General features: G+C 26.4%; 17 protein-coding genes. 8 read left to right on the top strand and 9 right to left on the bottom strand.

Annotation, left to right across the window (positions count from 1 at the left end; all coding sequences use genetic code 11):
* Window positions 1-136: 136 nt before the first annotated feature.
* The 4 genes from ACFIJ5_RS09100 (at window position 137) to ACFIJ5_RS09085 (ending at window position 4,407) form a co-directional block, all read left to right on the top strand.
* A complete protein-coding gene (locus ACFIJ5_RS09100; protein ID WP_379806243.1) occupies window positions 137-1,645 on the top strand; it encodes a spore germination protein in 1,509 nt (502 codons plus the stop codon).
* The gene (locus tag ACFIJ5_RS09095; RefSeq protein ID WP_379806241.1) at window positions 1,638-2,741 is read left to right on the top strand and encodes a GerAB/ArcD/ProY family transporter; all 1,104 of its coding nucleotides are present in this window, start codon (window positions 1,638-1,640) and stop codon (window positions 2,739-2,741) included. Before ACFIJ5_RS09100 ends, ACFIJ5_RS09095 begins: the two co-directional genes overlap by 8 nt.
* Window positions 2,725-3,840: a Ger(x)C family spore germination protein gene (locus tag ACFIJ5_RS09090; protein ID WP_379806239.1), complete on the top strand. Its 1,116-nt coding sequence runs from the start codon at window positions 2,725-2,727 to the stop codon at window positions 3,838-3,840. The genes ACFIJ5_RS09095 and ACFIJ5_RS09090 overlap by 17 nt, the downstream gene beginning before the upstream one ends.
* Before the next feature lie 147 nt (window positions 3,841-3,987).
* Complete coding sequence (locus ACFIJ5_RS09085; protein WP_379806237.1) at window positions 3,988-4,407, top strand: bacteriohemerythrin; 420 nt, start codon at window positions 3,988-3,990, stop codon at window positions 4,405-4,407.
* Between the two features lie 387 nt (window positions 4,408-4,794).
* Here ACFIJ5_RS09085 and ACFIJ5_RS09080 read toward each other — a convergent pair whose 3' ends face one another.
* Window positions 4,795-5,268, bottom strand: coding sequence for a MarR family winged helix-turn-helix transcriptional regulator (locus ACFIJ5_RS09080; protein ID WP_379806235.1), 474 nt, complete (start codon window positions 5,266-5,268; stop codon window positions 4,795-4,797).
* A gap of 248 nt (window positions 5,269-5,516) precedes the next feature.
* On the opposite strand from ACFIJ5_RS09080, the gene ACFIJ5_RS09075 reads away from it, so the two are divergent.
* Window positions 5,517-6,875 (top strand): MATE family efflux transporter, encoded by a 1,359-nt coding sequence (locus ACFIJ5_RS09075; RefSeq protein WP_379806233.1) that lies wholly within the window; start codon window positions 5,517-5,519, stop codon window positions 6,873-6,875.
* A 423-nt stretch (window positions 6,876-7,298) separates the two neighbouring features.
* On the opposite strand, the gene ACFIJ5_RS09070 is transcribed toward ACFIJ5_RS09075, so the two are convergent.
* The 7 genes from ACFIJ5_RS09070 to ACFIJ5_RS09040 form a co-directional block, all read right to left on the bottom strand.
* The gene (locus tag ACFIJ5_RS09070) at window positions 7,299-9,389 is read right to left on the bottom strand and encodes a glycoside hydrolase family 13 protein (protein ID WP_379806231.1); all 2,091 of its coding nucleotides are present in this window, start codon (window positions 9,387-9,389) and stop codon (window positions 7,299-7,301) included.
* On the bottom strand, window positions 9,377-11,803 hold the full coding sequence (locus ACFIJ5_RS09065; RefSeq protein WP_379806229.1) for a glycogen/starch/alpha-glucan phosphorylase: 2,427 nt from the start codon (window positions 11,801-11,803) through the stop codon (window positions 9,377-9,379). The genes ACFIJ5_RS09070 and ACFIJ5_RS09065 overlap by 13 nt, the downstream gene beginning before the upstream one ends.
* Window positions 11,804-12,096: 293 nt before the next feature.
* A complete protein-coding gene (gene glgA, locus ACFIJ5_RS09060) occupies window positions 12,097-13,509 on the bottom strand; it encodes a glycogen synthase GlgA (protein ID WP_379806227.1) in 1,413 nt (470 codons plus the stop codon).
* A gap of 41 nt (window positions 13,510-13,550) precedes the next feature.
* Window positions 13,551-14,684: a glucose-1-phosphate adenylyltransferase subunit GlgD gene (gene glgD / locus ACFIJ5_RS09055; protein WP_379806225.1), complete on the bottom strand. Its 1,134-nt coding sequence runs from the start codon at window positions 14,682-14,684 to the stop codon at window positions 13,551-13,553.
* An 11-nt stretch (window positions 14,685-14,695) separates the two neighbouring features.
* Window positions 14,696-15,859 carry a glucose-1-phosphate adenylyltransferase gene (locus ACFIJ5_RS09050; protein WP_379806223.1) on the bottom strand — a complete coding sequence of 388 codons (1,164 nt, stop codon included), beginning with the start codon at window positions 15,857-15,859 and terminating at the stop codon, window positions 14,696-14,698.
* A gap of 25 nt (window positions 15,860-15,884) precedes the next feature.
* Window positions 15,885-17,810, bottom strand: coding sequence for a 1,4-alpha-glucan branching protein GlgB (glgB, locus tag ACFIJ5_RS09045; protein WP_379806221.1), 1,926 nt, complete (start codon window positions 17,808-17,810; stop codon window positions 15,885-15,887).
* Window positions 17,811-17,897: 87 nt separating this feature from the next.
* Entirely contained in the window at window positions 17,898-18,842 is a 945-nt protein-coding gene (locus ACFIJ5_RS09040; RefSeq protein WP_379806218.1) for a class I SAM-dependent methyltransferase, read from the bottom strand.
* On the opposite strand from ACFIJ5_RS09040, the gene ACFIJ5_RS09035 reads away from it, so the two are divergent.
* The 3 genes from ACFIJ5_RS09035 (at window position 18,766) to ACFIJ5_RS09025 (ending at window position 22,047) form a co-directional block, all read left to right on the top strand.
* The gene (locus ACFIJ5_RS09035) at window positions 18,766-19,377 is read left to right on the top strand and encodes a hypothetical protein (protein WP_379806216.1); all 612 of its coding nucleotides are present in this window, start codon (window positions 18,766-18,768) and stop codon (window positions 19,375-19,377) included. The genes ACFIJ5_RS09040 and ACFIJ5_RS09035 overlap by 77 nt on opposite strands.
* Window positions 19,378-19,415: 38 nt before the next feature.
* The gene (locus tag ACFIJ5_RS09030) at window positions 19,416-20,117 is read left to right on the top strand and encodes a response regulator transcription factor (protein ID WP_379806214.1); all 702 of its coding nucleotides are present in this window, start codon (window positions 19,416-19,418) and stop codon (window positions 20,115-20,117) included.
* 64 nt (window positions 20,118-20,181) lie between these two features.
* On the top strand, window positions 20,182-22,047 hold the full coding sequence (locus ACFIJ5_RS09025; protein WP_379809582.1) for a sensor histidine kinase: 1,866 nt from the start codon (window positions 20,182-20,184) through the stop codon (window positions 22,045-22,047).
* Between the two features lie 514 nt (window positions 22,048-22,561).
* Here ACFIJ5_RS09025 and ACFIJ5_RS09020 read toward each other — a convergent pair.
* Window positions 22,562-23,674: an iron ABC transporter substrate-binding protein gene (locus tag ACFIJ5_RS09020; RefSeq protein ID WP_379806212.1), complete on the bottom strand. Its 1,113-nt coding sequence runs from the start codon at window positions 23,672-23,674 to the stop codon at window positions 22,562-22,564.
* Window positions 23,675-23,690: the final 16 nt, after the last annotated feature.

Raw genomic sequence — 23,690 nt, 5'->3', positions numbered from 1 at the left:
AATGATTATTTTCACCTGCAAAAGTTAAATCACTAATACATTATAACAAAAATTTATTCTTTTAAATAGTAAAATATTTCTATTTAATCTATACTAATATTTTTTTCTAATTAATCCATACTAAAGTTATATTACTATGGTGGTGATTTTTGTGAAAGATGCAAATAATACTCTTCAATATAATATAGATAACATTACAAAATTAATTGTAAATAACAGTGAATTAGTTGTAAAAAAGTTTTTTATAGGAAAAGAAACTTGTATTGAGTCAGCTATTATATATATAGATGGATTAGTAAACAAAAACATTATAGACAGAGATGTATTAAATCCTCTAATGCTTCATGTAAAAGAAAATTTAATAAACATAGATAAAAAAGAAGATTATATATGTAAAAAGTACATTACAATAAGTAGTTCCTATGTAGAAAAAGATATTAATAAAGCATTAGATTCTCTTAAAAGGGGAAAAACTTTAGTACTACTTGAAAATTGTTCTAATTTCATTATATTAGATACTTCTGGTGGCGAATATAGAAACATTTCAGACCACTTAAACGAATCTTCTGTTAGAGGACCTAGAGATGGATTTGTAGAAAATTTATCAACAAACATAAGCTTATTACAAAGAAGACTAAAGCAGCAAAATCTAGTAACTGAAAAACTAGTTTTAGGTAGAAGATCTGAAACAGACATAGCACTTATGTATATAGATGATATAGTAGATAAAAATTTATTAGAAAAAATAAAAAATAAAATAAACTCAATAGATATAGATTCTATCAACACTACTGGTATAATGGAACAATGTATTGAACAACATACTCTCAGTATTTTTCCACAATTTTTTGCTACAGAAAGATCTGATATAGTTCAAGCGAATTTGTTAGAAGGTAGAATTGCTATATTAATAGAAGGAACTTGCTTTGTAATAACTGTACCTGCTGTATTTGTAGAATTTTTTCAAACAGTAGAAGACTATTATCACAGAACTATTGTATCCTCAGCTGCAAGAATATTAAGATATATAGCTGCCTTTATAGTAATAACTTTGCCTTCTGTTTATTTGACACTTATAAAGTTTAATTCAGAATTAATACCTATAACTTTTATGCAATCTATAATCCAATCACGACAAGGTATAGCTCTAACTCCTTTCATGTCTATGATTTCAATGAATTTGATTGTAGAATTTTTAAGAGAAGGAGGACTTAGACTTCCAGGTAAAATAGGTCAAACTTTAAGTGTAGTAGGCGGTATTATTATAGGTGACGCTGCCATTCAAGCTAAAATCATAAGTTCTGTAACTTTACTTATAATTGGAATTACAACTGTAGCTACTTTTTTAATTCCTAATTATGAAATGTCTCTTTCAATAAGACTGTTAAATTACCCAATGTTAATACTTTCAAATTGGTTAGGAATGTTAGGTGTAGGTGTAACTTGGTTTTTTATTATAGCATATCTTTGTTCTCTAGACAGTTTTGGAGTACCCTACTTTTCACTTTATAAAAATGATATGAAAGATACATTTATAAGGTCACCTATATGGACTATGAATAAAAGACCTGAAGTAATACCAAATAATAACTCTACAAGGCAAACAAATTTTAAATTAAAATTCAGGAGGAAAAAGAATGGATAAAGATTCAGACAGTATCTTAACTCCTAGTGAATTAACATTTACCATTACTGGCTTTTTAATTGGACCTGGAGTATTAGTTTTACCTTTAAGTGTTGTAAAAGCTGCTCAACAAGATGGATGGATATGTTGTATTTTAGGTTCTATATATCCTTTATATATGGCTTTTTTAGCAAGTTATGTACATAAAAAATATCCTAAAGATAACATATTAACGTTAAGTAAAAAATTTTTGGGAAAGTTCTTAGGTACTGTTTTAAATTTTCTATTTCTTCTTTTTTTTCTTTTTATATTAACCCAGGTAGCTTCAGCAATGAGTAATGTACTTCTAATATACATGACTCCTTTTTTAAATAAATATAAAATTATATTAATTATACTTTTAGTACCAGCTTTCATTGCCTATAAAGGTATTAAAACATTAGGAAGAGTAAATGTAATAATTTTTTATATAGTAATTCTTGGTGTTTTTATCCCTATACCAGCTTTAAAACAAGGAAGTTTTTTTAATATAATGCCTGTATTTGGTTCAGGTTTTACAGGTATATTAAAAGGTAGTAAGGAAACAATATTAGCCTTTTCTGGAGCAGAAGCTTTATTTTTAATATCCCCTTTTTTTAAAGGTAATAAAGAATTTAAAAAAAGTAGTATAAAAGGCATATTTATCACTATTCTTATTTACACATGGTTCACCTTTATTTCTATATATTATCTAGGTATTGATACTCTCCCTAAATTTTTATGGCCTGTAGTAACTGTATCAGAATCTGTTATTATACCAGTTATTAATAACTTTAGATATATTTTTATGAGTTTATGGCTGCTATTAATGCTTAAAACATTATCTACTTATTATTACTTATTTACTTTTGGTTTAAACAAATTAAGTAATAATATATCTTTAAATAGAAAAAAATTAGTTATTTTACTTTATCCACTATTTTTTTATATATCAACTAAATATGGCAATCCAACTATGAGAAGAAATTTAGCTGATATGTTAATACCTATACATGTAATTTTTAATACAACATATGTTTCTTTAATAACTTTTATAACAATAATAAAAAAAGGTGATGTAAATGTTCAAAAGATTTAATAAATTCATAATAATACTTGTACTATTAGCAATTTTTTTATATACTTTCATAGGTTCTAAGGGACAAATATTAGAAAAATTAGACATTCCCGTAGCTGTAGGAAATGATTTAATAATGGAAGGCAAATCTAATTTATTATATAGTGTTCCCATTGCTTTATATATCTTTGAACATAAAGGTGATATCACAAGCCATGTGCTTACAGGCAAAGCACATAACATAGGAGAAACTAGAGAAAGCCGTAATTTAAAATCTAATAGGAAATTTTTATTAGGTATTGAAAAAGTATTTTTAATGAATGAAGATTTTGCAAAACTTACATTAAGTCCTTTAATAGACATACTATTAAATAATCCATTGATAAATGATAATGCTCTTGTTGTTGTATGTAAACAAAGTTGTGAAGATATTTTAAACTATAAAGTTAAAGGATATCCAAATTCAGGAGATTATATTGAAGGAATGTTAAAACACTTAGGTGATTATGCCTTTTTCTCCCCACAAAATACTATTATGGATTTAATAGAGCGATTAGATTCTGAGGGAAGAAATACTGTACTGCCCTATTTAGAGCTAAAAAAATTTGGTCTTGAAGTAACTGGCCTAGCTCTTTTTAAAGGTGACAAAATGATAGGAAAAATAAATGTAAAAGATGCTAAAATTTTAAATTTACTAAAGTTCAATAATGTAAAAGGGATGCTATCCATACAAAATAATGCAAATGAATATATAAATTATTATGCAACATCTAAGAAAAAAGTTAAATGTTCTAAAATAGGTGAAAAATATAAATTTACAATAAATCTGAATTTAAAAGGTACTATTGTAAATAATGAATTATATAAAAATTTTAATAAAGATCCACAAGTATTAAAAAATTTTGAAAAAGATATAGAAAACTCCGTTGAAAAAATTGCCTATGATTTTTTTAAAGAATATAAGCATAAATATGATACTGATATTTTAGGTTTGGGTAAATTTGCTGTTGCAAAATATGGTCGACATAAAGGCATTGATTGGAATGAAGCGGTGTGTAATTCTGATATAGAAGTACATGTAAAAGCTTCAGTAGATAAACAAGGCAGAGGAGATTTTTGATTTAACCTTATATATAATTTTTCAATATACTTTTTATGTGATATAATAATTATTACTAAATATACTTTATTCAACTTTCTCAGTTTATTAATATTATTTTTACTTTGAAAAGTTGATCTTATATATTGCATAAAGGAGGACTACATAATGTTCAAATGGAAAGATTCATATTCAGTAGGTGTTGAAGAAATAAACAAACAGCATAAAAAATTATTTGAACTAGGTAAAGAACTATATGAATTAATCGAATTAGATGATGAATATGATCACTTTGATGAGATAATGAATATACTCGATGAATTAAAAGACTATACCCACTATCATTTTAAAAGTGAGGAAGATCTTCTCACAAAACACGGCTATGAAACCCTACAATTTAAATTACATAGACTAGAGCATAAAAGTTTTATACATAAAATGGACAGTTTTAATGAAAAAAGTATAGATTTTGAACAAAAAGACTCAGTTTTAAAAATGTTATCTTTTATTGAAAACTGGATAAGTCATCATATATTAGAAACAGATATGTCATACAAAGAATTTTTTAGTAAATTACCAATCACTTAAATTCTAAGGAATGTCTCAAAATAATTTTACATACAACATATTGTAGTATATTTTTATTTTGGGACATTGTTTTTTATCTAATATTTTTCTCTTCATCACATACTTCTCAAATTATGTTTCATTTTTATTGATTCAACTTTCGTAGTAAAAAATATTTCTTAGCGAAGGAAAATGATATATTGCGTAAGAAACATTTGAACAAAGTTTACAAGTTCTTAGCTTTACGAATTTGAAAAAAGTTATTTTTTAATTACTGATTCCTACGGAATATTAATTAAAAAATCTTTTTTCAATATGAGCAAAGCTTAGAACTTGTTACTGAAGTGAAAGGTTTCTAAGCAAGATATCCTTTCCCGTAGCGGCTATTTTTCATCTGCAAAAGTTGAACTATTGATTTTTTAATTTTGTAGTTTCTTCATATATATTTTCAGTCATTCTAAATAAAAAATCTAACAATAATTGTTTTTCCTTTTCTGAAAAATTTCTAGTTAAAACTTCAGAAGATTGTTCTAAAATATGTATAAAGTCACTTTTTATTTCTTTAGCCTTATCTGTTAGGAATAGTCTATATTTTCTTCTATCCTCTTCATCTTTTGTTTTATATATATACCCTTTTTCTATTAAAGATTTAACACTCTTAGCAACTTCATATTTATCTACCTTTAATCTCTCTACCATGTCTTCTTGACAAAATCCTTCTCTAATATAAATTTGAATTAAATATTTATATTCATTTCTATTTAAATTATATTTCTTTAAGTTTTTTACTATATAATACGAGAGATGTCTAGAAATTATATCAATCCATTTTCCAAAAGAAATTTTGCCAGTTAATGAATCATATTTGAAAAAATTAGTCATACGTTTTCACTCCTAAATAGTTTCATAAAATATATTATAATACAAAACATTTTCTCTATGTGTAATTTTATCATATTTTAATAAGAACAAGAAAAATCTTTTACTTTGCTAAGAAATTATAAATTTACTTAACTTTAAAACACCAAACCCTTTAAGACAATTTATAATCTCCTTATAAAAATATAGTTGCAATATGCAACTATATAACATATAATAAATTTGTAAAGAACAACTATTGGAGGGTTAATATGAACAGAGAAAAAATTCTTGGAGAAGAAAATGAATTTAGTGCACTTATGAAACTTAGTATTCCAGCATCTATAGCAATGTTAATAAATGCTATATATAACATAGTGGATACAATATTTATAGGACGAGGAGTAGGCTCACTTGGTATTGCTGGAGTATCAATATACCTTCCTATTCAAATGATGATATTATCTGTGGCTCTACTAATAGGAATTGGGACTTCATCAATTGTATCAAGAAAGCTTGGAAAGAAAGATGAAGAAGGTGTCAATAAAGCTTGTGGAAATCTATTTTTATTGATAGGAATCTTTTCAGTAATATTTTCCATAACAGGACTTGTTTTCACAAAAGAAATTGTAAAAATGTTTGGTGCTAGTGATGCCGTATTGCCTTATGCAGCAGATTATGCAAAAACAATGTTTATTGGAGTATTTGTATTTCCTATTTGTGTAGCTTCAAATAATATTTTAAGAGCAGAGGGTAATGCAAAAGATGCAATGTATTCTATGATTATAGGAATGATTGCTAATGTATTTTTAGACTACTTATTTATATATGTTTTTAAATGGGGAATAGCTGGAGCAGGACTTGCCACTTCTATCTCAAAAATGATTAATTTTACTTATATTGTTTACTATTTTATGAAAAAATCTTCAGTTAAGATTAAAACAAAATATCTTAGATATGATAAAACTATAGTAAAGGAAATGCTATCTATAGGTTTTTCAGCATTTATAATACAGATTTCTGCCAGCATCGTAGCACTACTATTGAATTATACACTTTATCATTATGGTGGAGATAAAGCAGTATCTATATATGGCATAATATTTAAACTTACACTATTTGTTCAAATGCCTTTAACTGGTCTTATTCAAGGAATGCAGCCTATTGTTGGATATAGTATGGGAGCAGGAAATATTACTAGAATAAAAAATACTGTTAAAATCAATTTGATAGTATCCACATGTATTTCAACATTACTAGTAATGTTAATATATATAATGCCTAAATCTATAGTTGGATTATTTACAAATGATACATCTTTAATAAACCAAGGAAGCAGTGTAATAAAAATAGTAATGTTAATCTACCCACTATTGGGTATTTATATGACATCGTTAGGAGTATATCAATCTATAGGAAAGGCTAAAATGTCCTTACTCTTATCAATGCTTAGACAAATAATTTTCTTTATACCTATTTCTTTGATACTGCCATCAGTATTTAATTTAGGTCTTACTGGTATTTGGTTAGCGTTCCCTATTTCAGATTTTCTAGCATGTTTAACAGCTGGATTAATTAGTATAAAAGATTTCAAAAATACATTAAAAAAATATCAAGTATCAATGCAATGATACTGAATAAAAACAGGTGAAAAATAACCGCTGCGGGAAATGATATCTTGCTCAGAAACCTTTCACTTCAGTAACAAGTTCTAAGTTTTACTCATATTGAAAAAAGATTTTTTAATTAATATTCCGTAGGAATCAATAATTAAAAAATAACTTTTTTCAAATTCGTAAAACTAAGAACTTGTAAACTTTGTTCAAATGTTTCTTACGCAATATATCATTTCCCTTCGCTAAGCAGTATTTTTGTCCTGCGAAAGTTGAATTAATAATTAATAATTAAGGAAATTTTGCCTTAGGGCAAAATAACTAATATATGGGGCTATTGCACTAAAAGTAAATACTACAATATATTGTGTTTATTTAAAATTCAAAAAGCAATATATTGTATGTAAATTTCTTAATGCGACAGCCCCATTAACATTAAACTTATGTTTTTAGTACTAATATCTTTCCTTCTAATGGTTCTAAATATACTCTCAAAATTCCCTCTTGCAAAATAGTTTTTTCATTTTCATTAAATAAATTAACAAAAATCTGCCTATCATAATTTTCTAAAATATTTTCATCTACTTTCAATTCAATATTATACTTCTCTTTAAAACTTCTATTTACTAAAACTATTATAATTGATTTTTGCGTATCATCTCCAAAACAATCTTTACCCTTTTTATGATATCTAATATATCCGTATATATCATCATAAATATAAAATGGTTTCCAATATCCTGTACTCAATATTGAATTTTCTTTTCGAATTTTAATGATTTGCTTATACATTTTTAATATATTCTTATTTTCTTTTCCCCAAGGATAACAAGCCCTATTGCATGGATCTTTTTCACCATATAGTCCAGCCTCATCCCCGTAATATAAATGAGGAACTCCTGGAAATGTAAATTGTATTAACACTATTAATTTCAATAGTTTAAATACATAATACTCATCTATATTCTCAAAAGACTCATTTCCCTTGCATATCACTTCTAAAGATGTTTCTATATTAATTTTATTTAAACTATATTCTTTTTCTAAACCACGCTCTATAACTATCTTCTTTAAAATAGTTGCAATTCTTTCTACATCATGAGTACCAATTACATTAATAAGTGAATAAAAATTATGAATAGGATAATTTTCATAAACACTCATTAAATTTTCATATAAAATTTCAGCATTTATATCATTACTAAAAAATTTAATCAAATTATCTCTAAAAACATAATTTGTAACAGAATCTAATTCTTGATTTATAAAATATTTTCGTCTTTTATCATAACTTATTTTATTAGATGCATCTTCCCACACCTCACCTATAACTATAGAATCTTCATCTTTTTGTTTACACTGTTTTTTTAATAATTCAATAAACTCATCTGGAAGCTCATCTGCAACATCTAATCTCCATCCTTTTATTCCAGTATTCATCCAATAATTTATAACACTATCATTGTCCTTTATTATATAATCTAAGTATGATTTTTCCATTTCGTTAACACAAGGTAAGTCTTTTACTCCCCACCAACAGTCATAATCCTGCGGATACTTATTAAAATTATACCAATTATAATACTTTGAATCCTTAGACTGATATGCTCCTAGACTTTCATACTTTTTATACTTATTAAAATAAATACTGTCACTTCCTGTATGATTAAAAACGCCATCTAAAATAATGTATATGCCCTTACTTCTAGAAAGTTGTACTAACTCTTTAAAACTCTCCAAGTCTCCATACATTCTATCTATTTTTTTATAATCTGCAGTATCATATTTATGATTACTAACTGATTCAAATATAGGGTTTAGGTATATTAAATTAATTCCTAAATCCTTTAGATAATCTAATTTCTTAATAATTCCTTTTATATTTCCTCCATAAAAATCCCATCTTATAATTTCATTTGTTTTTGAATCTTTTATATACATAGGCTTATCATACCAATTTCCATAAATAAAACAATTCTTTCTTGGATTTAGTACTCTAAAATCATCATTTCCATTAAAAAATCTATCTACAAAAATTTGATACATAATTGAATGTTTTAACCATTTAGGAGTTATTAACTCTTTAGAATATACTGTTATTTGGTATGGAATAGGATTATTTTCATAAATTTCTCCTAATCCCCCTACTTTTCTTTTGTTATTTCCATAATATATTACTTTATTATTACTTAAATAAATTTCGAAATAATAGAAAACTAATTTACTCTCTATACCTACATCTATTGTGCAATTATAAATACTTTTTTTACTATCTATATTTGTTTCTCTAAATATACCTTTTGGAGGTTCTTTCTCCACACTCATAATATAATTTTTTTCTTTTAGAGTTTCATATGAATATTCATCTTTGACTAATTTTAATATAACTTTTTTTATTTTAAGATTTTGATCTAAATCAGAAATAGCCAATCGAAGAATTACTTTATCATTACTTTTTACAGCTCCAAAAGGACATTTGAAAAATAAATTCCATGAATCATATAATATTTTAATTTTTTCTACACTCCCCATACATTTTTTGCGTATTCCTTTATAGTATTGTCACTAGAAAATCTTCCAGAACAAGCTATATTTACAGCACTCATCTCCTGCCATTTACTTTGATTTTTATATAGCATATCTATCTTGCTTTGTGCCCTAACATATGCATCAAAATCTTTAAGTACAAAGAACTCATCATTATTGTGAAGAAGTTTATTTGTAATCCCATCAAATTCATTTGTAGAAACACTTACATTACTAGAATCTAAAAAACCATCTTTAAGCGTTTGAATTATGTTTTTTAAACGTTTATCTTTTTCATATATATCAATAGAAGAGTATCCTCCATTTTTATAATAGTTAATTACTTCTTCTGCTCTAAGTCCAAACAAAACTATATTTTCCTCTCCAACAGCTTCTTTTATTTCTATATTAGCTCCATCTAATGTTGCAATAGTAACAGCTCCATTCATCATGAATTTCATATTACCAGTTCCTGAAGCTTCTTTAGAAGCTGTTGATATTTGTTCACTTACGTTTGCACAAGGAATAAGCTTTTCAGCTAAAGATACTCTATAATTTTCAAGAAAAACAACTTTAATCTTATCTTTAACTCTCTTATCATTATTTATTCTATTACCCACAGCATTAATAAGTTTTATAATTTCCTTAGCCATATAATACCCTGGTGAAGCTTTTGCTCCAAAGAAAAATGTTCTGGGAACAATATCTAAATTAGGATTTTCTATTACTCTATTGTATAAATTCATAATATTAAATACATTCAAAAGTTGTCTTTTATATTCATGAAGTCTTTTAGCTTGAACATCAAATATAGAATTAGGATCTATACTTATCCCATAATTTTGTTTTACAAAATTTGAAAGTTCTATTTTATTTGACTGTTTAATATTCAATAGCTTTTCTTGAAATACTCTGTCTTTAGAGTATCTTTTAAGTTTTATTAATTTATTTGGCTCCCTTATCCAATTATTTCCTATGGTATTACTAATAAGTTTTGCTAAGTGTGGATTTGCTTTTAAAAGCCATCTTCTGTGAGTGATTCCATTTGTCTTATTATTGAACTTATGAGTATAAAAATCATTAAACTCTTTAAAAACTACATTTTTTAATATTTCTGTGTGAAGCTCTGCAACTCCATTTACTGAATGTGAACCTACAATAGATAAATAAGCCATTCTTATATATCCATCTTGAATTATAGACATTTTATTTATCTTGTTCCAATCACCTTCATATCTATCGAAAAGTTCTCCACAAAATCTTCTATTTATTTCTTCTATTATCATATAAATTCTTGGTAAAAGCTTTTTAAACATTTCCAATTTCCATTTTTCCATAGCCTCTGAAAGTATTGTATGATTTGTAAATGATATAGTTTTTATTGTAATATCCCAAGCTTTTTCCCAAGGCATATTTTCTTCATCAACTAATATTCTCATAAGCTCAGGAATTGCCAACGCTGGATGTGTATCATTTATATGAATAGCAATATACTCATTAAATTTCTCCATAGAAAGTCCAAGTTTTTTATACTTTCTTACTATACTTTGAACTCCTGCACTTACAAAAAAATACTCTTGCTTTAATCTTAAAAGTTTCCCCTTTTCATTAGAATCATCCGGATATAAAACTTGAGAAATAGCTTCAACAGAATATTTATATTCTACAGCTTTAACATAATTTCCATTAGAAAAAGATACAAAATCGAAATCTTTATCTACAGCCTCAGCACTCCATAATCGTAAGGTATTAACAGTATCATTGTTATATCCTATTATAGGAACATCATATGGGACTGCTAAAATTGGTTCATAGTTTTCGTGTATAATCTTAAATCTTCCATCTTCTTGAGTTACTCTTACATCCCCGCCAAATCTTACAATAAAAGCTTTGTCGTGTTTTCTAGTTTCCCATACATATCCTTCTTTTAACCATCTATCTGGCACTTCTACTTGCCTTCCGTCAACTATTTTTTGTTCAAATAATCCATATTTATACCGTATACCATTTCCGTTACCTGGTATTTTAAGTGATGCCATAGAATCTAAAAAACCTGCTGCTAATCTACCAAGTCCCCCATTTCCAAGGCCTGCATCTTTCTCAACATCTTCAAGTTCTCTTAAATCAATGTCAAGTTCTTTTAATGCATCTTCACAAACCTCTTTAATTCCAAGTGATATTAAATTACTAATCAAAAGTTTTCCCATTAAGAATTCCATAGAAAAATAATATACTTGTTTAACTTTATTCTCACTATATAGCTTATTTGTTCTTAACCAATTTTTTGAACAATACTCTTTTATAAGCCCTCCAAGAGCATAGTATTTATGCATTATAGAAGCTTCTTTAACATCTTCTGCATACATAACCATAAGTTTTCTTTTAAAATCTTTAATGATAGTATCTTTGTCTAAATGCATATGGGCTACCTCCTACTAGTAATTAAAATTTAATCACTCAATTTTCACAGATAAAATGCCACCGCTGCGGAAAATGATATCTTGCTCAGAAACCTTTCACTTCAGCAACAAGTTCTAAGCTTTACTCATATTGAAAAAAGATTTTTTAATTAATATTCCGTAGGAATTAGTAATTAAAAAATAACTTTTTTCAAATTCGTAAAGCTAAGAACTTGTAAACTTTGTTCAAATGTTTCTTACGCAATATATCATTTCCCTTCGCTAGACAGTATTTTCTTACTGGAAAAATTGAGTTAATTATATATTAAATTTTTATAAATCTCTTTATAGGTTTTAGCAGAATTTTGCCAACTATTATCTTTCTCCATTACTTGCTGCATTATTTCTTTCCATAATTTTTTGTCTTTGTAAACACTAACTGCATTTTTTATAGTTTTAATTAACTCTCTTGAATTGTAGTTTTTAAAAGAGAAGCCTGTTCCCTTTCTAGTATATTTATTAAAAGGCAAAACTGTTTCTTTAAGTCCACCTGTCTCTCTAACTATTGGCAAAGTACCATACCTCTGTGCTATTAGCTGCCCTATTCCACAAGGTTCAAATAAAGAAGGCATCAAAAACATATCACAACTTGCATATATCTTTTTTGCCATTTCATTACTAAAATATATATTTGAAGATATCTTCGATGGATATATATATGAATAATATTGTATTAAATCTTCATAATGCATTTCTCCTGTACCAAGTACTACTATTTGAATATCCATTCCTAATAATTCTTCAATAACCTCTGCAATCAAATCTAGTCCTTTTTGCTTTACAAGTCTTGATACAATTCCTATCATAGGTATATCTCTATTAACTGGTAATTTAAGCTCTCTTTGCAGCTCTATTTTATTTCTTAATTTGTTATCTAAATGGTTTATATTATAATTAAAATAAATTTCTTTATCGTCTTTAGGATTAAATACATCATAATCTATTCCATTTACTACACCTAAAAATTTTGCTCCTCTATTTTCTAAAAGTCCATGAAGTCCTTCACCATAATATGGAGTTTTTATTTCTTTTGCATAACTGTTACTTACTGTAGTAACTAAATCAGCATAATTAATTCCACCTTTCATAAATGAAATCCCATCATAATACTTTAATTTATTTTCACTAAAGTATTCATCACTTAATCCTAAAATATCACCAAGAATTTCTTTTCCAAATACACCTTGATATTTAAGATTGTGAATTGTAAACACTGTTTTTATAGAATTATCTTTCATGAAAACTGGTATCATTCCGGTATGCCAATCATTACAGTGAATAACGTCTGGTTTAAAATCTCCCATATGTTTAATACTTTCAATTACAGCATCACAAAAATATGCAAATCTTTCACCATCATCATAAAATCCATATATCCCATCTCTTTTAAAATAGTACTCATTATCTACAAAATAATATGGTATACCGCTATATTCCAAGTATTCCAATCCACAGTATTGATTTCTCCATGCAACTTTCACATTAAAACTGTCAATATGCTTCATCTTTGTCTTAAAATTTGAAGATATATCACTATATTTTGGAATAATAACTCTAACATCCACTCCCATTTTCCTCAAAGCCTTTGGAAGTGCATATGCTACATCTCCCAATCCTCCGATTTTTATAAATGGATGTGATTCAGTACATACAAATAATACTTTCATTATTCTCCCCCATTATCCATTTTTATTTTACACTTTCAAACTTAAACAACTCTTTTTATCAAACCTGCATTAGTAGTTTTTTCTATTATTAAAGGATATTCCTCATCACCTACTAATTGTTTATTTTCTTTTATAACTACATTTTTATCCAAAATAACTTTATTTAACTTAGCTCCTTTTTTGATAATACACTTTTGAAGTATTATGCTGTCTTTAACTTTTGCTCCTTCTTCTATAACAACACCTCTAGAAATAATACTATTTTTAATAGTACCCTTTATAATGCAGCCATTAGCAATAAATGAACTTTTAACTTTTGAATTAACAGAATACTCTGTAGGAGGCATATCTTTAGATTTTGTATATACTTTTCTATCCTTTAAAAATAATTCATCTCTTACTTTAAGACTAAGTATATCTAAATTAGCTTTATAATAAGCTGTACTAGAATTTATACATTGTAAATACCCACAAAACTCGTAAGAATTTATATTATACTTATCTAAATTACCATATATATAATCTTTAAGAGAAGCATAATATCCTGTTTCTAAGCACTTATATATAATATCTATAAGCCTTTCTTTTTTCATTATAAAAATTTCCATAGATATATTATTTTTTTGTCCTAGTTTTCCAATATTTTTCCCAACACTTAAAACTTTTCCATTATCATCTAAATTGAAAACATCACAATTTAAAAAACTTACTCCATCATTTCTCACTTTCTTATATACCATTGTAATATCACTTTTAGAATTCTCATGTTCTTTTACTACTTTCTCTAAATCTATATTACATACCATATATGAGGAAGATACAATTACATTGTCTTCCTTACTTCTATACAAATATTCCATATTATTTCTAAGTAACCTAACATCATTAAGTAAATAGTTGTTTATATCATAATTAAATAAAAATAAACCTCCTATTTTTCTATCTAAATCCCAAGGTTTACCTGTTTCTAAATGATCTGCTAATGACCTTGAATTACTTTGGGCAAATATACCTATGTTTTTTATTCCTGAATTGACCATATTTGAAAGCATAAAATCTATAACTCTATATCTTCCATATATAGGTATAGAACCAATTGGTCTATTTATTGTGAGACTTCTTATATTTTTTTCATCTTCATTCAAATTCAAAATTCCCATATAATCATTTAACATATCATCACCTCTTAAGCAAATTTTTCCAATGATTTAACTTGGTATGACCCTTCAATCCTATCGCCTTCCTGTATGACAACAATATCTTCTGAATTACCAACTACGCTATTTTTTTTCACAACAACATTGCTTCCAATTATAGCTTTATCCACAATAGAATTTTTTTGTATTAAGGTATCTTCCATAACAATGGAATTAATAATTTTTGTATTTTCATCTATATAAACTCCTGAAAAAACTACAGAATTTGTTACTTCTCCTAAAATAACACTTCCCTCAGCCACTAAAGAATTTTTAATAACCGCTTTGTCTCCCACATAATGAGGAGGACAATCATTATTTAAAGAATAAATTCTCCAATCATTATCATAAATATCAAGTCCACCATCTACTTTAAGCATATCCATATTAGCTTGCCAAAAGCTCTCTACTGTGCCAACATCTTTCCAATATCCTTCAAAAGGATATGCAAATAAATTCTCACCACCATTAAGCATTTTAGGTATTATATTTTTTCCAAAATCATTACTTGATTTTGTATCTTTTTCATCTTCATTCAAAAAATATTTAAGTTTTTCCCAATCAAAAATGTATACTCCCATAGATGCCATATTGTTTTTAGGATTCTTAGGTTTTTCTTCAAATTCATATATCTTATTATTTTCTGTAGTGTTCATAATTCCAAATCTATGAGCTTCTGCCATTGGAACTTCAATTACAGCTATAGTTGCATCTGCTCCTTTTTCTTTATGGAACTTTAACATTTTAGAGTAATCCATTTTATATACATGATCACCTGAAAGTATTAAAACATACTTTGGATTATAGGAATCAATGAATCCTATATTTTGATATATTGCGTTTGCAGTGCCTTTATACCAATCACCACCTAAGTTTGTCATATAAGGAGGCAATAGTGTAACTCCTCCATTAATCCTATCTAAATCCCAAGGAGTTCCAATTCCTATATGTGAATTTAAAGTAAGTGGCTTATATTGAGTAAGCACTCCAACTGTATCAATACCTGAATTTGAGCAATTACTTAAAGTAAAATCAATTATTCTATATCTTCCCCCAAATGGAACTGCTGGCTTTGCAGTATTTTTTGTAAGGTGTTTTAATCTACTTCCCTGGCCTCCTGCCAATATCATAGCAACAATTTCCTTTTTAGACATAATTCATCCCCCTTTTGTATTTGCGTCACTTATACCAAACCGGCTTTATAATCATTGTTGATAATGCCGGTACCTTTATATTTATACTAAAATGTTGATTATTACATTTTTCTATTGATGGTTTAATAATATCTTTGTTTACAAAATTTGAACCTCCATAAATATCTCTATCACTATTAAATATTTCCTTGTATAGTGTAAGTCTTGGTATTCCAACTTTAAAATTTTCATAAGTTACATTTGAAAAATTGCAAATTATTATAAGAAAATCTTTTTCTTCTTTACTATATCTTATAAATGAAATTATACTTTGCTTTGAATTTGAATGATCTATCCACATAAACCCTTTACTATCATGATCAAGCTGCCAAAGTGCTTTTTCTTTAATATATAACTCATTTAAATCTCTAACGTAGTTTTTAAGTGCATCATGAATTGGATATTTCATTAAATTCCAATCTAATTCACTATTAAAATTCCATTCTATAAACTGACCAAATTCTCCACCCATAAATATAAGTTTTTTTCCAGGATGACCCATCATATATCCATAAAATAACCTTAAATTAGAAAATTTTTCTTCATACTTTCCTGGCATCTTATCAAGCAATGATTTTTTTCCATGTACAACCTCATCATGAGAAAGAGGAAGCACAAAATTCTCAGAAAAAGCATACATAAGAGAAAAAGTTATTAATTTATGTTTATGCCTTCTTTCTTCTGGTGGAGTTTTCATGTACGTGAGCATATCATTCATCCATCCCATATTCCACTTATAGTTCATTCCCAATCCATTCATATATGTAGGATATGTTACTAAAGGCCATGCAGTTGACTCCTCTGCTATCATAAGAGGATTATCAATATTTTTAAAAATAACTTCATTTAACTCTTTTATAAAATCAACTGCTTCTAAATTTTCTATTCCTCCCTTTTTATTTCTTAAATTTAAATGTTCTTTACAGTAATTTAGGTAAATCATATTGGCAACCGCATCTATTCTAATTCCATCTATGTGATACACTTCAAACCAAAATAATGCATTAGATATTAAAAAACTTCTAACTTCTGGTTTAGTGAAATCAAAATTTGCAGTTCCCCATCCATAATTTTCTCTTTTTCTTTCATCTTCATATTCATATAAATGAGTTCCATCAAACTTATAAAGACCATATTCATCTTTGCAAAAATGCCCTGGTACCCAATCTAAAATAACACCTATATTATTTCTATGCAGCCTGTCCACAAGATATTTAAAATCTTCTAAATTTCCAAACCTACTAGTTACTGAATAATAACCAGTACATTGATATCCCCAAGAAGCATCTAATGGATGCTCTGAAATTGGTAATATCTCCACATGTGTATATCCCATATCTAGAATATATTCAATAAGGTCGCTTGCTATTTCTTTATAAGAATAAAATTCTCCATTTTCTTTTCTACGCCAAGATCCTAAGTGTAATTCATATATATTTATTGGGCTTTCATACAGATTTTTTTGTTTTCTTTTCTCCATCCATTTTTCATCATTCCATTTATATGCTTTAGACTCTACAATTACTGAAGCTGTATTTGGCCTCACTTCTGAATACAATGCATAGGGATCAGATTTTTTTAATATTTTCCCCTGCACTGTATGAATTTCATATTTATAAATATCCCCTTCTTTTATATATGGTATAAAAAGCTGCCATATTCCTGTATCTTTTATTTTTTTCATTACATGTTTTGTACCATTCCAATTATTAAAATTACCTATTACTCTAACTTCTACAGCATTGGGTGCCCACACATGAAATAATGCACCTTTTTCGTTACAATTTTTTATTAATTTACTTCCAAATAATTTATAACTTCTAAAATTTTTTCCATGAAGAAATTGCTTTATTTCAAATAAACAATTAAAATTATTATCACATTTTTTATTTTCTACTACACTTACACTCAAATTAATTCTCTCCCTCAAATTTAATTTTGTAGTATAATTTTACCTTTTATTGGAAATTCAGTCAACATTTCATTGGAAAATATAAATTTAATATGCCACTACTACTAAGGGATAAGAATTATGGGGTTCAAATTTATTCCCCTTAAAATCTCCAAATAGTTGAATGCTTTCAAATCCTGAACTTCTCAATAATTTTATGATATCCTTTGATAATATAGGATATAATGCAATTTCATTTTCTATTTCCTTTCCATTAACTTGCAGAATTGTCTTAAACAAAACTTTATTTGTATTTTTATCATAATTATATATACGCTTAAATTTTATTCCTACATCCTTATTTTCTATAGTAGGTAAAAAATTGACATTATGCATTAGTACTCTATCATAATTAATTATTTGAATTACTAAACTTCCACCTTTTTTTAACAAACTTTTTATTTCCTTAAAAAATTTCTCTATTTCTTTTTCTTCATTAAGGTGAACAAGTGAGTTTCCTATACAAAAAACTAAATCATATTTAGAATTTAGCTTTTGATTTAGTTCTAACATATTGCCTTGCAAAATATTTATATCTAAATTATTATTTAAACTTTTATTTCTTAATTCCTCAACCATTTTATAGTCTAAATCCACTGCAGTTACATTATATCCTTGTTTTGAAAGCTCTAAAGAATATCCTCCAGTTCCACAAGCAACATCTAATAAATCCTTTGGTTTTTCTCCAGCTACTTTTTTAATAAAATTAATTTTCTCTTTCCCTATAGGAAAAATAAAATCATAATACTTAGAAATTTCCTCATAAAAACTCATAACACTACACTCCTTTAAAAAAACATTATTTATAGTATTGCCTAATATTGTACGAAAATCTTCATTTTTATGATATACCTTTTGTAATATTTTTCTATTATAATAAATTTGAATGATTAACAAAATAAGGAGGAAATTAATTGTGAAAAACGTACCAACAAATAAATCTTTTAGAAAAAAACAAAATTTAAAATTAAAATTTCTATTAATACCTCTCACTTTATTTTTAACTATATCAGTTATATTTATCTCAACTTTTCAAAGTAAAATGTATAATTCTAATTTAAGAAAAAAAATATATAATTCAATGACAAAGAGTAAAAATAGAATTACAGCTTATAATAAAGCTGTTAATCTTAATAATGGTGCCTCTGCTAATACTTGTGTTTATTTTTTATCTGAAGTTTTGAGAATGAATGGTGAAAAGATTAATAACAGTGTTTGCAATACAAATCAACTTTTAGATATAATGAAAGAAGAGGGTTGGAAAAAAGAAAAAAATTATAAGAAACTGAGACCAGGTGATATATGTTTTACTACAGATTCAAAATTAAATAAATATGGTACACCATCTCATACATATATATTTATGAAATGGAAAGAAAAAGGTAAATATGACTATGCGTATGTTTGTGATAATCAAGCTAAAGACTATGATTGGAAAATATATCATATTCGAAATATAGCAAAAGTTGATTATTCTAATGGACATTCCAAAGACCCTTTTAGTTTTTTTATGTATAAAAGAGATTAATTTTTACATTACAGACATTATAAAAGGAGGCTTTTTTTATGAATAAATATAATGTACTTGTAGTAGATGATGAAAAAGAAATTAGGGATGCTATTGAAGTCTACTTACGAAGTATAGACAACCTAAATATAATAAAAGCATCTGATGGTTTAGATGCTTTAGATATTTTAGAAAATAATGAAATCCATGTAATATTATTAGATGTAATGATGCCAAGACTTGATGGAATAAGGACATGCATGAGAATAAGAGAGAATAAAAACATTCCTATTATAATTTTATCTGCTAAAAGTGAAGACACAGATAAAATTTTAGGATTAAATATAGGTGCTGATGATTATATAACTAAACCTTTTAACCCATTAGAGCTAGTAGCAAGAGTAAAATCTCAACTTAGAAGATATATAAATTTTGGAAACTTTAATAAAAAAACAACACAAGATGAAATAGTTATAGATCAATTGATTATTAAAAAAAACAACCATATTGTTATAGTTGACGATAAAGAAGTACAATTAACACCTATAGAATATGATATTCTTTTACTATTATCGGAAAATCCTAATAGAGTATTTCCTTCAAGTGAAATTTATGAAAGAGTTTGGAATGAACCTGCTTTTAAAAGTGAAAATACTGTTTCTGTACATATAAGAAGATTGAGAAAAAAAATAGAAATAGATCCTAAAAATCCTAGATATATAAAAGTAGTATGGGGAGTTGGATACAAAATTGAAAATTAAAAATTTAAAACTTGACAAACTCAAATCATTTTTAGAAAAAATTATACTTATAATATTTGCACTTATGTTATTTATTTTTTTACTAATGGTTAGCTCTTTAAAAAGTTTACACAATAGCAATAACCAAATAAAATATATAAAAAGTGAAATGTCATCCAAAATGCAAACTTGGGACCTTATGTCAGAAAATAAGAATTTTATTAATGATACTTCTTGGCTCAATTACGATTCTTGGATGAGAGAATGTGCATCTAATGCAAATTTATGTATATACAAAAACACAAATGATTTAAAAATACTATCACAAAAGTCACAAGAAGAACTAAATAAAATAAGTAAAACTCTGAAAATTAATTATGAAAATAAAGATTATAGTAGAGTTGTAAAATTTATAATTATTGATCAAAGGAAAAATACATTTTTAACTAATGATATTAATAATATAGATTTTATAAAAAGTAATCTTAAAACTTTTTTAAATGTGGAGGGTGAATTATATAAATACGTTTCAAATAAAGGAAAGTGGTATAATATATCATTTAATTCAGTAGAAGCCCCTGCATATAAATATGGAAAAAAATCTTCAATTGAAAATTCTTATAACTTTACAGAAGCTTATTGGTTTCCTAAAAAATATAAAGTTTCAAAAGAAGATGAATCTTTAATTAAAAATATTTTTGATAATACCCAAAAATATTTTAAAGAAAACATAAATTCTGAAAGTGCAAACATTTTGTTCCATGAAAAAAACATAACTGAAAATAAAATTTTATTAATAATTTTTAGCATTATACAAGTTATTATAATATTAATCTTGTATTTTCTTGGCAAAAAACGAATTATACGTGGAATAAAACAAAGCTTTATAGTACGATTATTTAGACGTATAAATAATTGGTTTGAAAATAGAACTACCTTATTTAAATTGTGTATTTTTATTTTATTTATATTATCAGTTTTATTTGTAATTATAAGTATGTCCTCTAGTTCAAGAATCTCCAATAATCTAAATTTTATGATTATATCAATATTATATCTATCATTTGCTTTAATCTTTGTAATTCCAAAATTCATCAAGTTTTCAAGATATATTGATAAAATAATACATGGTACAGATGAAATTACTAAAGGCAACTTAGATTATGCAATACAAGAAAAAGGAGATGCATCACTTTGTAGACTTTCTCATAATATAAATAAGATAAACAAAGGCTTTAAAGTATCTATTGAAGATAAAATAAAAAATGAAAGACTAAAAAGTGAATTAGTTGCTAATGTATCTCATGATCTTAAAACTCCACTTACATCTATAATAAATTATACTGATATACTTCTTAGAGAAGATATTTCTGAACAAGAAAAAGAAGAGTTTTTAAAAATTCTTAATAGGAAAAGTTTAAAGCTTAAAAATCTTATAGAAAATTTATTTGAAATATCAAAAATAAATAGTGGTAAAATTGAACTAAAGAAAGGAAATGTAGAAGTACTAGAACTTATAAATCAATCTATAGCTGAATACTCAGATACTGAAATTTATACAAATAAAAATTTATCTTTTATTGTAAGACCTTTTACAGAAAAAATTGAAATGAATTTAGATGGAAATAGAATGTCTCGTGTTTTCGAAAATCTAATAAACAATGCATTAAAGTATTCCTTAGAGAATACGCGAGTTTATGTTGAAATAGATTCTATCCCTAGAGGCATTAAAATATCTTTTAAAAATGTTTCTTGCTATGCATTAGATTTTGACAAAGAAGAAATATTTGAGAGATTTACCAGAGGAGATGCTTCAAGAAATTCAAATATTGCTGGAAATGGTTTAGGTCTTGCCATAGCCAAAAGTATAGTAGAACTTCATGGTGGAATTATGTATGTTGATTTTGATGGTGACTTATTCAAAGCTATAGTTGAACTTTATTCAAGTTAGAAAATATCTTTCTATATTTTTGTATCCTTTATATGTATTGCCAGTAAATAAAAAACGTATAAGATTAAGGAATCTTCGAACGACATTTACGTACTCTTAGCCTTACGAATTTGAAAAAAGTTATTTTTTAATTACTAATTCCTACGGAATATTAATTAAAAAATCTTTTTTTCAATATGAGTAAGACTTAGAGTACGTTATGGAAGTGAGGGATTCCTTTTTTATATCAATTTTTTATACTACACTAGTCTAACTACTCAACTTTATCAATACAAATACTCCCTAGCGAAGGGAAATGGTATATTGCGTAAGAAACATTTGAACAAAGTTTACAAGTTCTTAGCTTTATGAATTTGAAAAAAGTAATTTTTTAATTACTAATTCCTATGGAATATTAATTAAAAAATCTTTTTTCAATATGAGTAAAGCTTAGAACTTGTTACTGAAGTGAAAGGTTTCAGAGCAATATATCATTTCCCGAAGCGGTTATTATTCACCTTCTAAAGCTGATTACTTATTGAACCCTTATCTTTTTAAATTCTCCAAAATCTTTTGACATTTGTGAATAAACCTCTTTACCAAGCAAAAATTTATAAATCTCATTTGACTTTTCCTCTATATTAATATCTTTAAACTTATCAGGACAAATTACCTTACCTATATAATATGCATCACACATAGCTGTATCAATATTGGTGTGATAAAAATTATACGGTAATTGTGCATACACTTCATTATTTTTAAATGCAGACAATGCTTTATAAAATTTAGGATTTTTTCTATAATCCTGCTTTACCATCTCTAATCCACCTAAATCTATAAAAATTTTATCTGGATTCCACTGAAGTAATTTTTCTTTATCTATCATAATAGAACCTGTTTTACCTGTTTCATCTACAACATTTTTAGCATTTACAGCATTGAATAAAGAATAATTTCCTTGTGTACTTTCAATACCATGCATACCTTTCATTGCTAAGGCTCCTGCATATATACTTGGTTTTTGATTTTTAGGAATATTTTTTGTCCTATCATCTAAATCTTTCTTGCAATTTTTCATATACTCAACTACTTCTTCAGCTCTTTTATCCTCTCCTATAGCTTTACCAATAAGCTTTATTGACTTGTACACAGCTGGATCAAATGCTGATACTTTTCCATAACTAAGTGCTACTACTGGAATACCCGTTTTAGATTGTAGACTATCTACAGTGGCTTTATCCATTGCATACATGGTAAAAATTACATCTGGTTTAACGCTTAATATTTTTTCCCCGTCAGGTAAACTATTAGGACCACCTTGTCCAATAACAGGTAATTTAATTAATGATGGATTTGCCAAAATATATGGTCTTCCTTTAGGATTATTTCTTTCTAATTGTTCTATTCCTACTATTTTATCTGTGTTGCCAACATAACAATATAGCCTTAATGCACCTGGTCCAATAGCTATAACTTTTTTTACTTTTCCCTCTATTGAAACTTTTCTTCCAACCATATCTGTTAAAGTAATTTTTTTATCATTAGAACTAGAAGTGGTAACTGTGGATTTAGAACCACATCCACTTAATAAAAATGTAAATAACATACATACTGTAATTATTAATGATATTATCTTTTTATTCATAATTTTCACTCTCCTT

This window comes from Haloimpatiens myeolchijeotgali (genome assembly GCF_042688525.2).
Taxonomy (GTDB): Bacteria; Bacillota; Clostridia; order Clostridiales; family Clostridiaceae; genus Haloimpatiens.
Note: the sequence above shows the minus strand (reverse complement) of the source record. Positions and strands in the feature narration are given on the sequence as shown.

Excerpts from the sequence above, each read along its gene's own strand:
- ACFIJ5_RS09100 (WP_379806243.1), top strand. The coding sequence starts at position 137 with ATGGTGGTGATTTTTGTGAAAGATGCAAATAATACTCTTCAATATAAT.
- ACFIJ5_RS09095 (WP_379806241.1), top strand. The coding sequence starts at position 1,638 with ATGGATAAAGATTCAGACAGTATCTTAACTCCTAGTGAATTAACATTT.
- ACFIJ5_RS09090 (WP_379806239.1), top strand. The coding sequence starts at position 2,725 with ATGTTCAAAAGATTTAATAAATTCATAATAATACTTGTACTATTAGCA.
- ACFIJ5_RS09085 (WP_379806237.1), top strand. The coding sequence starts at position 3,988 with ATGTTCAAATGGAAAGATTCATATTCAGTAGGTGTTGAAGAAATAAAC.
- ACFIJ5_RS09080 (WP_379806235.1), bottom strand. The coding sequence starts at position 5,268 with ATGACTAATTTTTTCAAATATGATTCATTAACTGGCAAAATTTCTTTT.
- ACFIJ5_RS09075 (WP_379806233.1), top strand. The coding sequence starts at position 5,517 with ATGAACAGAGAAAAAATTCTTGGAGAAGAAAATGAATTTAGTGCACTT.
- ACFIJ5_RS09070 (WP_379806231.1), bottom strand. The coding sequence starts at position 9,389 with ATGGGGAGTGTAGAAAAAATTAAAATATTATATGATTCATGGAATTTA.
- ACFIJ5_RS09065 (WP_379806229.1), bottom strand. The coding sequence starts at position 11,803 with ATGCATTTAGACAAAGATACTATCATTAAAGATTTTAAAAGAAAACTT.
- glgA (WP_379806227.1), bottom strand. The coding sequence starts at position 13,509 with ATGAAAGTATTATTTGTATGTACTGAATCACATCCATTTATAAAAATC.
- glgD (WP_379806225.1), bottom strand. The coding sequence starts at position 14,684 with ATGTTAAATGATTATATGGGAATTTTGAATTTGAATGAAGATGAAAAA.
- ACFIJ5_RS09050 (WP_379806223.1), bottom strand. The coding sequence starts at position 15,859 with ATGTCTAAAAAGGAAATTGTTGCTATGATATTGGCAGGAGGCCAGGGA.
- ACFIJ5_RS09030 (WP_379806214.1), top strand. The coding sequence starts at position 19,416 with ATGAATAAATATAATGTACTTGTAGTAGATGATGAAAAAGAAATTAGG.
- ACFIJ5_RS09025 (WP_379809582.1), top strand. The coding sequence starts at position 20,182 with ATGTTATTTATTTTTTTACTAATGGTTAGCTCTTTAAAAAGTTTACAC.
- ACFIJ5_RS09020 (WP_379806212.1), bottom strand. The coding sequence starts at position 23,674 with ATGAATAAAAAGATAATATCATTAATAATTACAGTATGTATGTTATTT.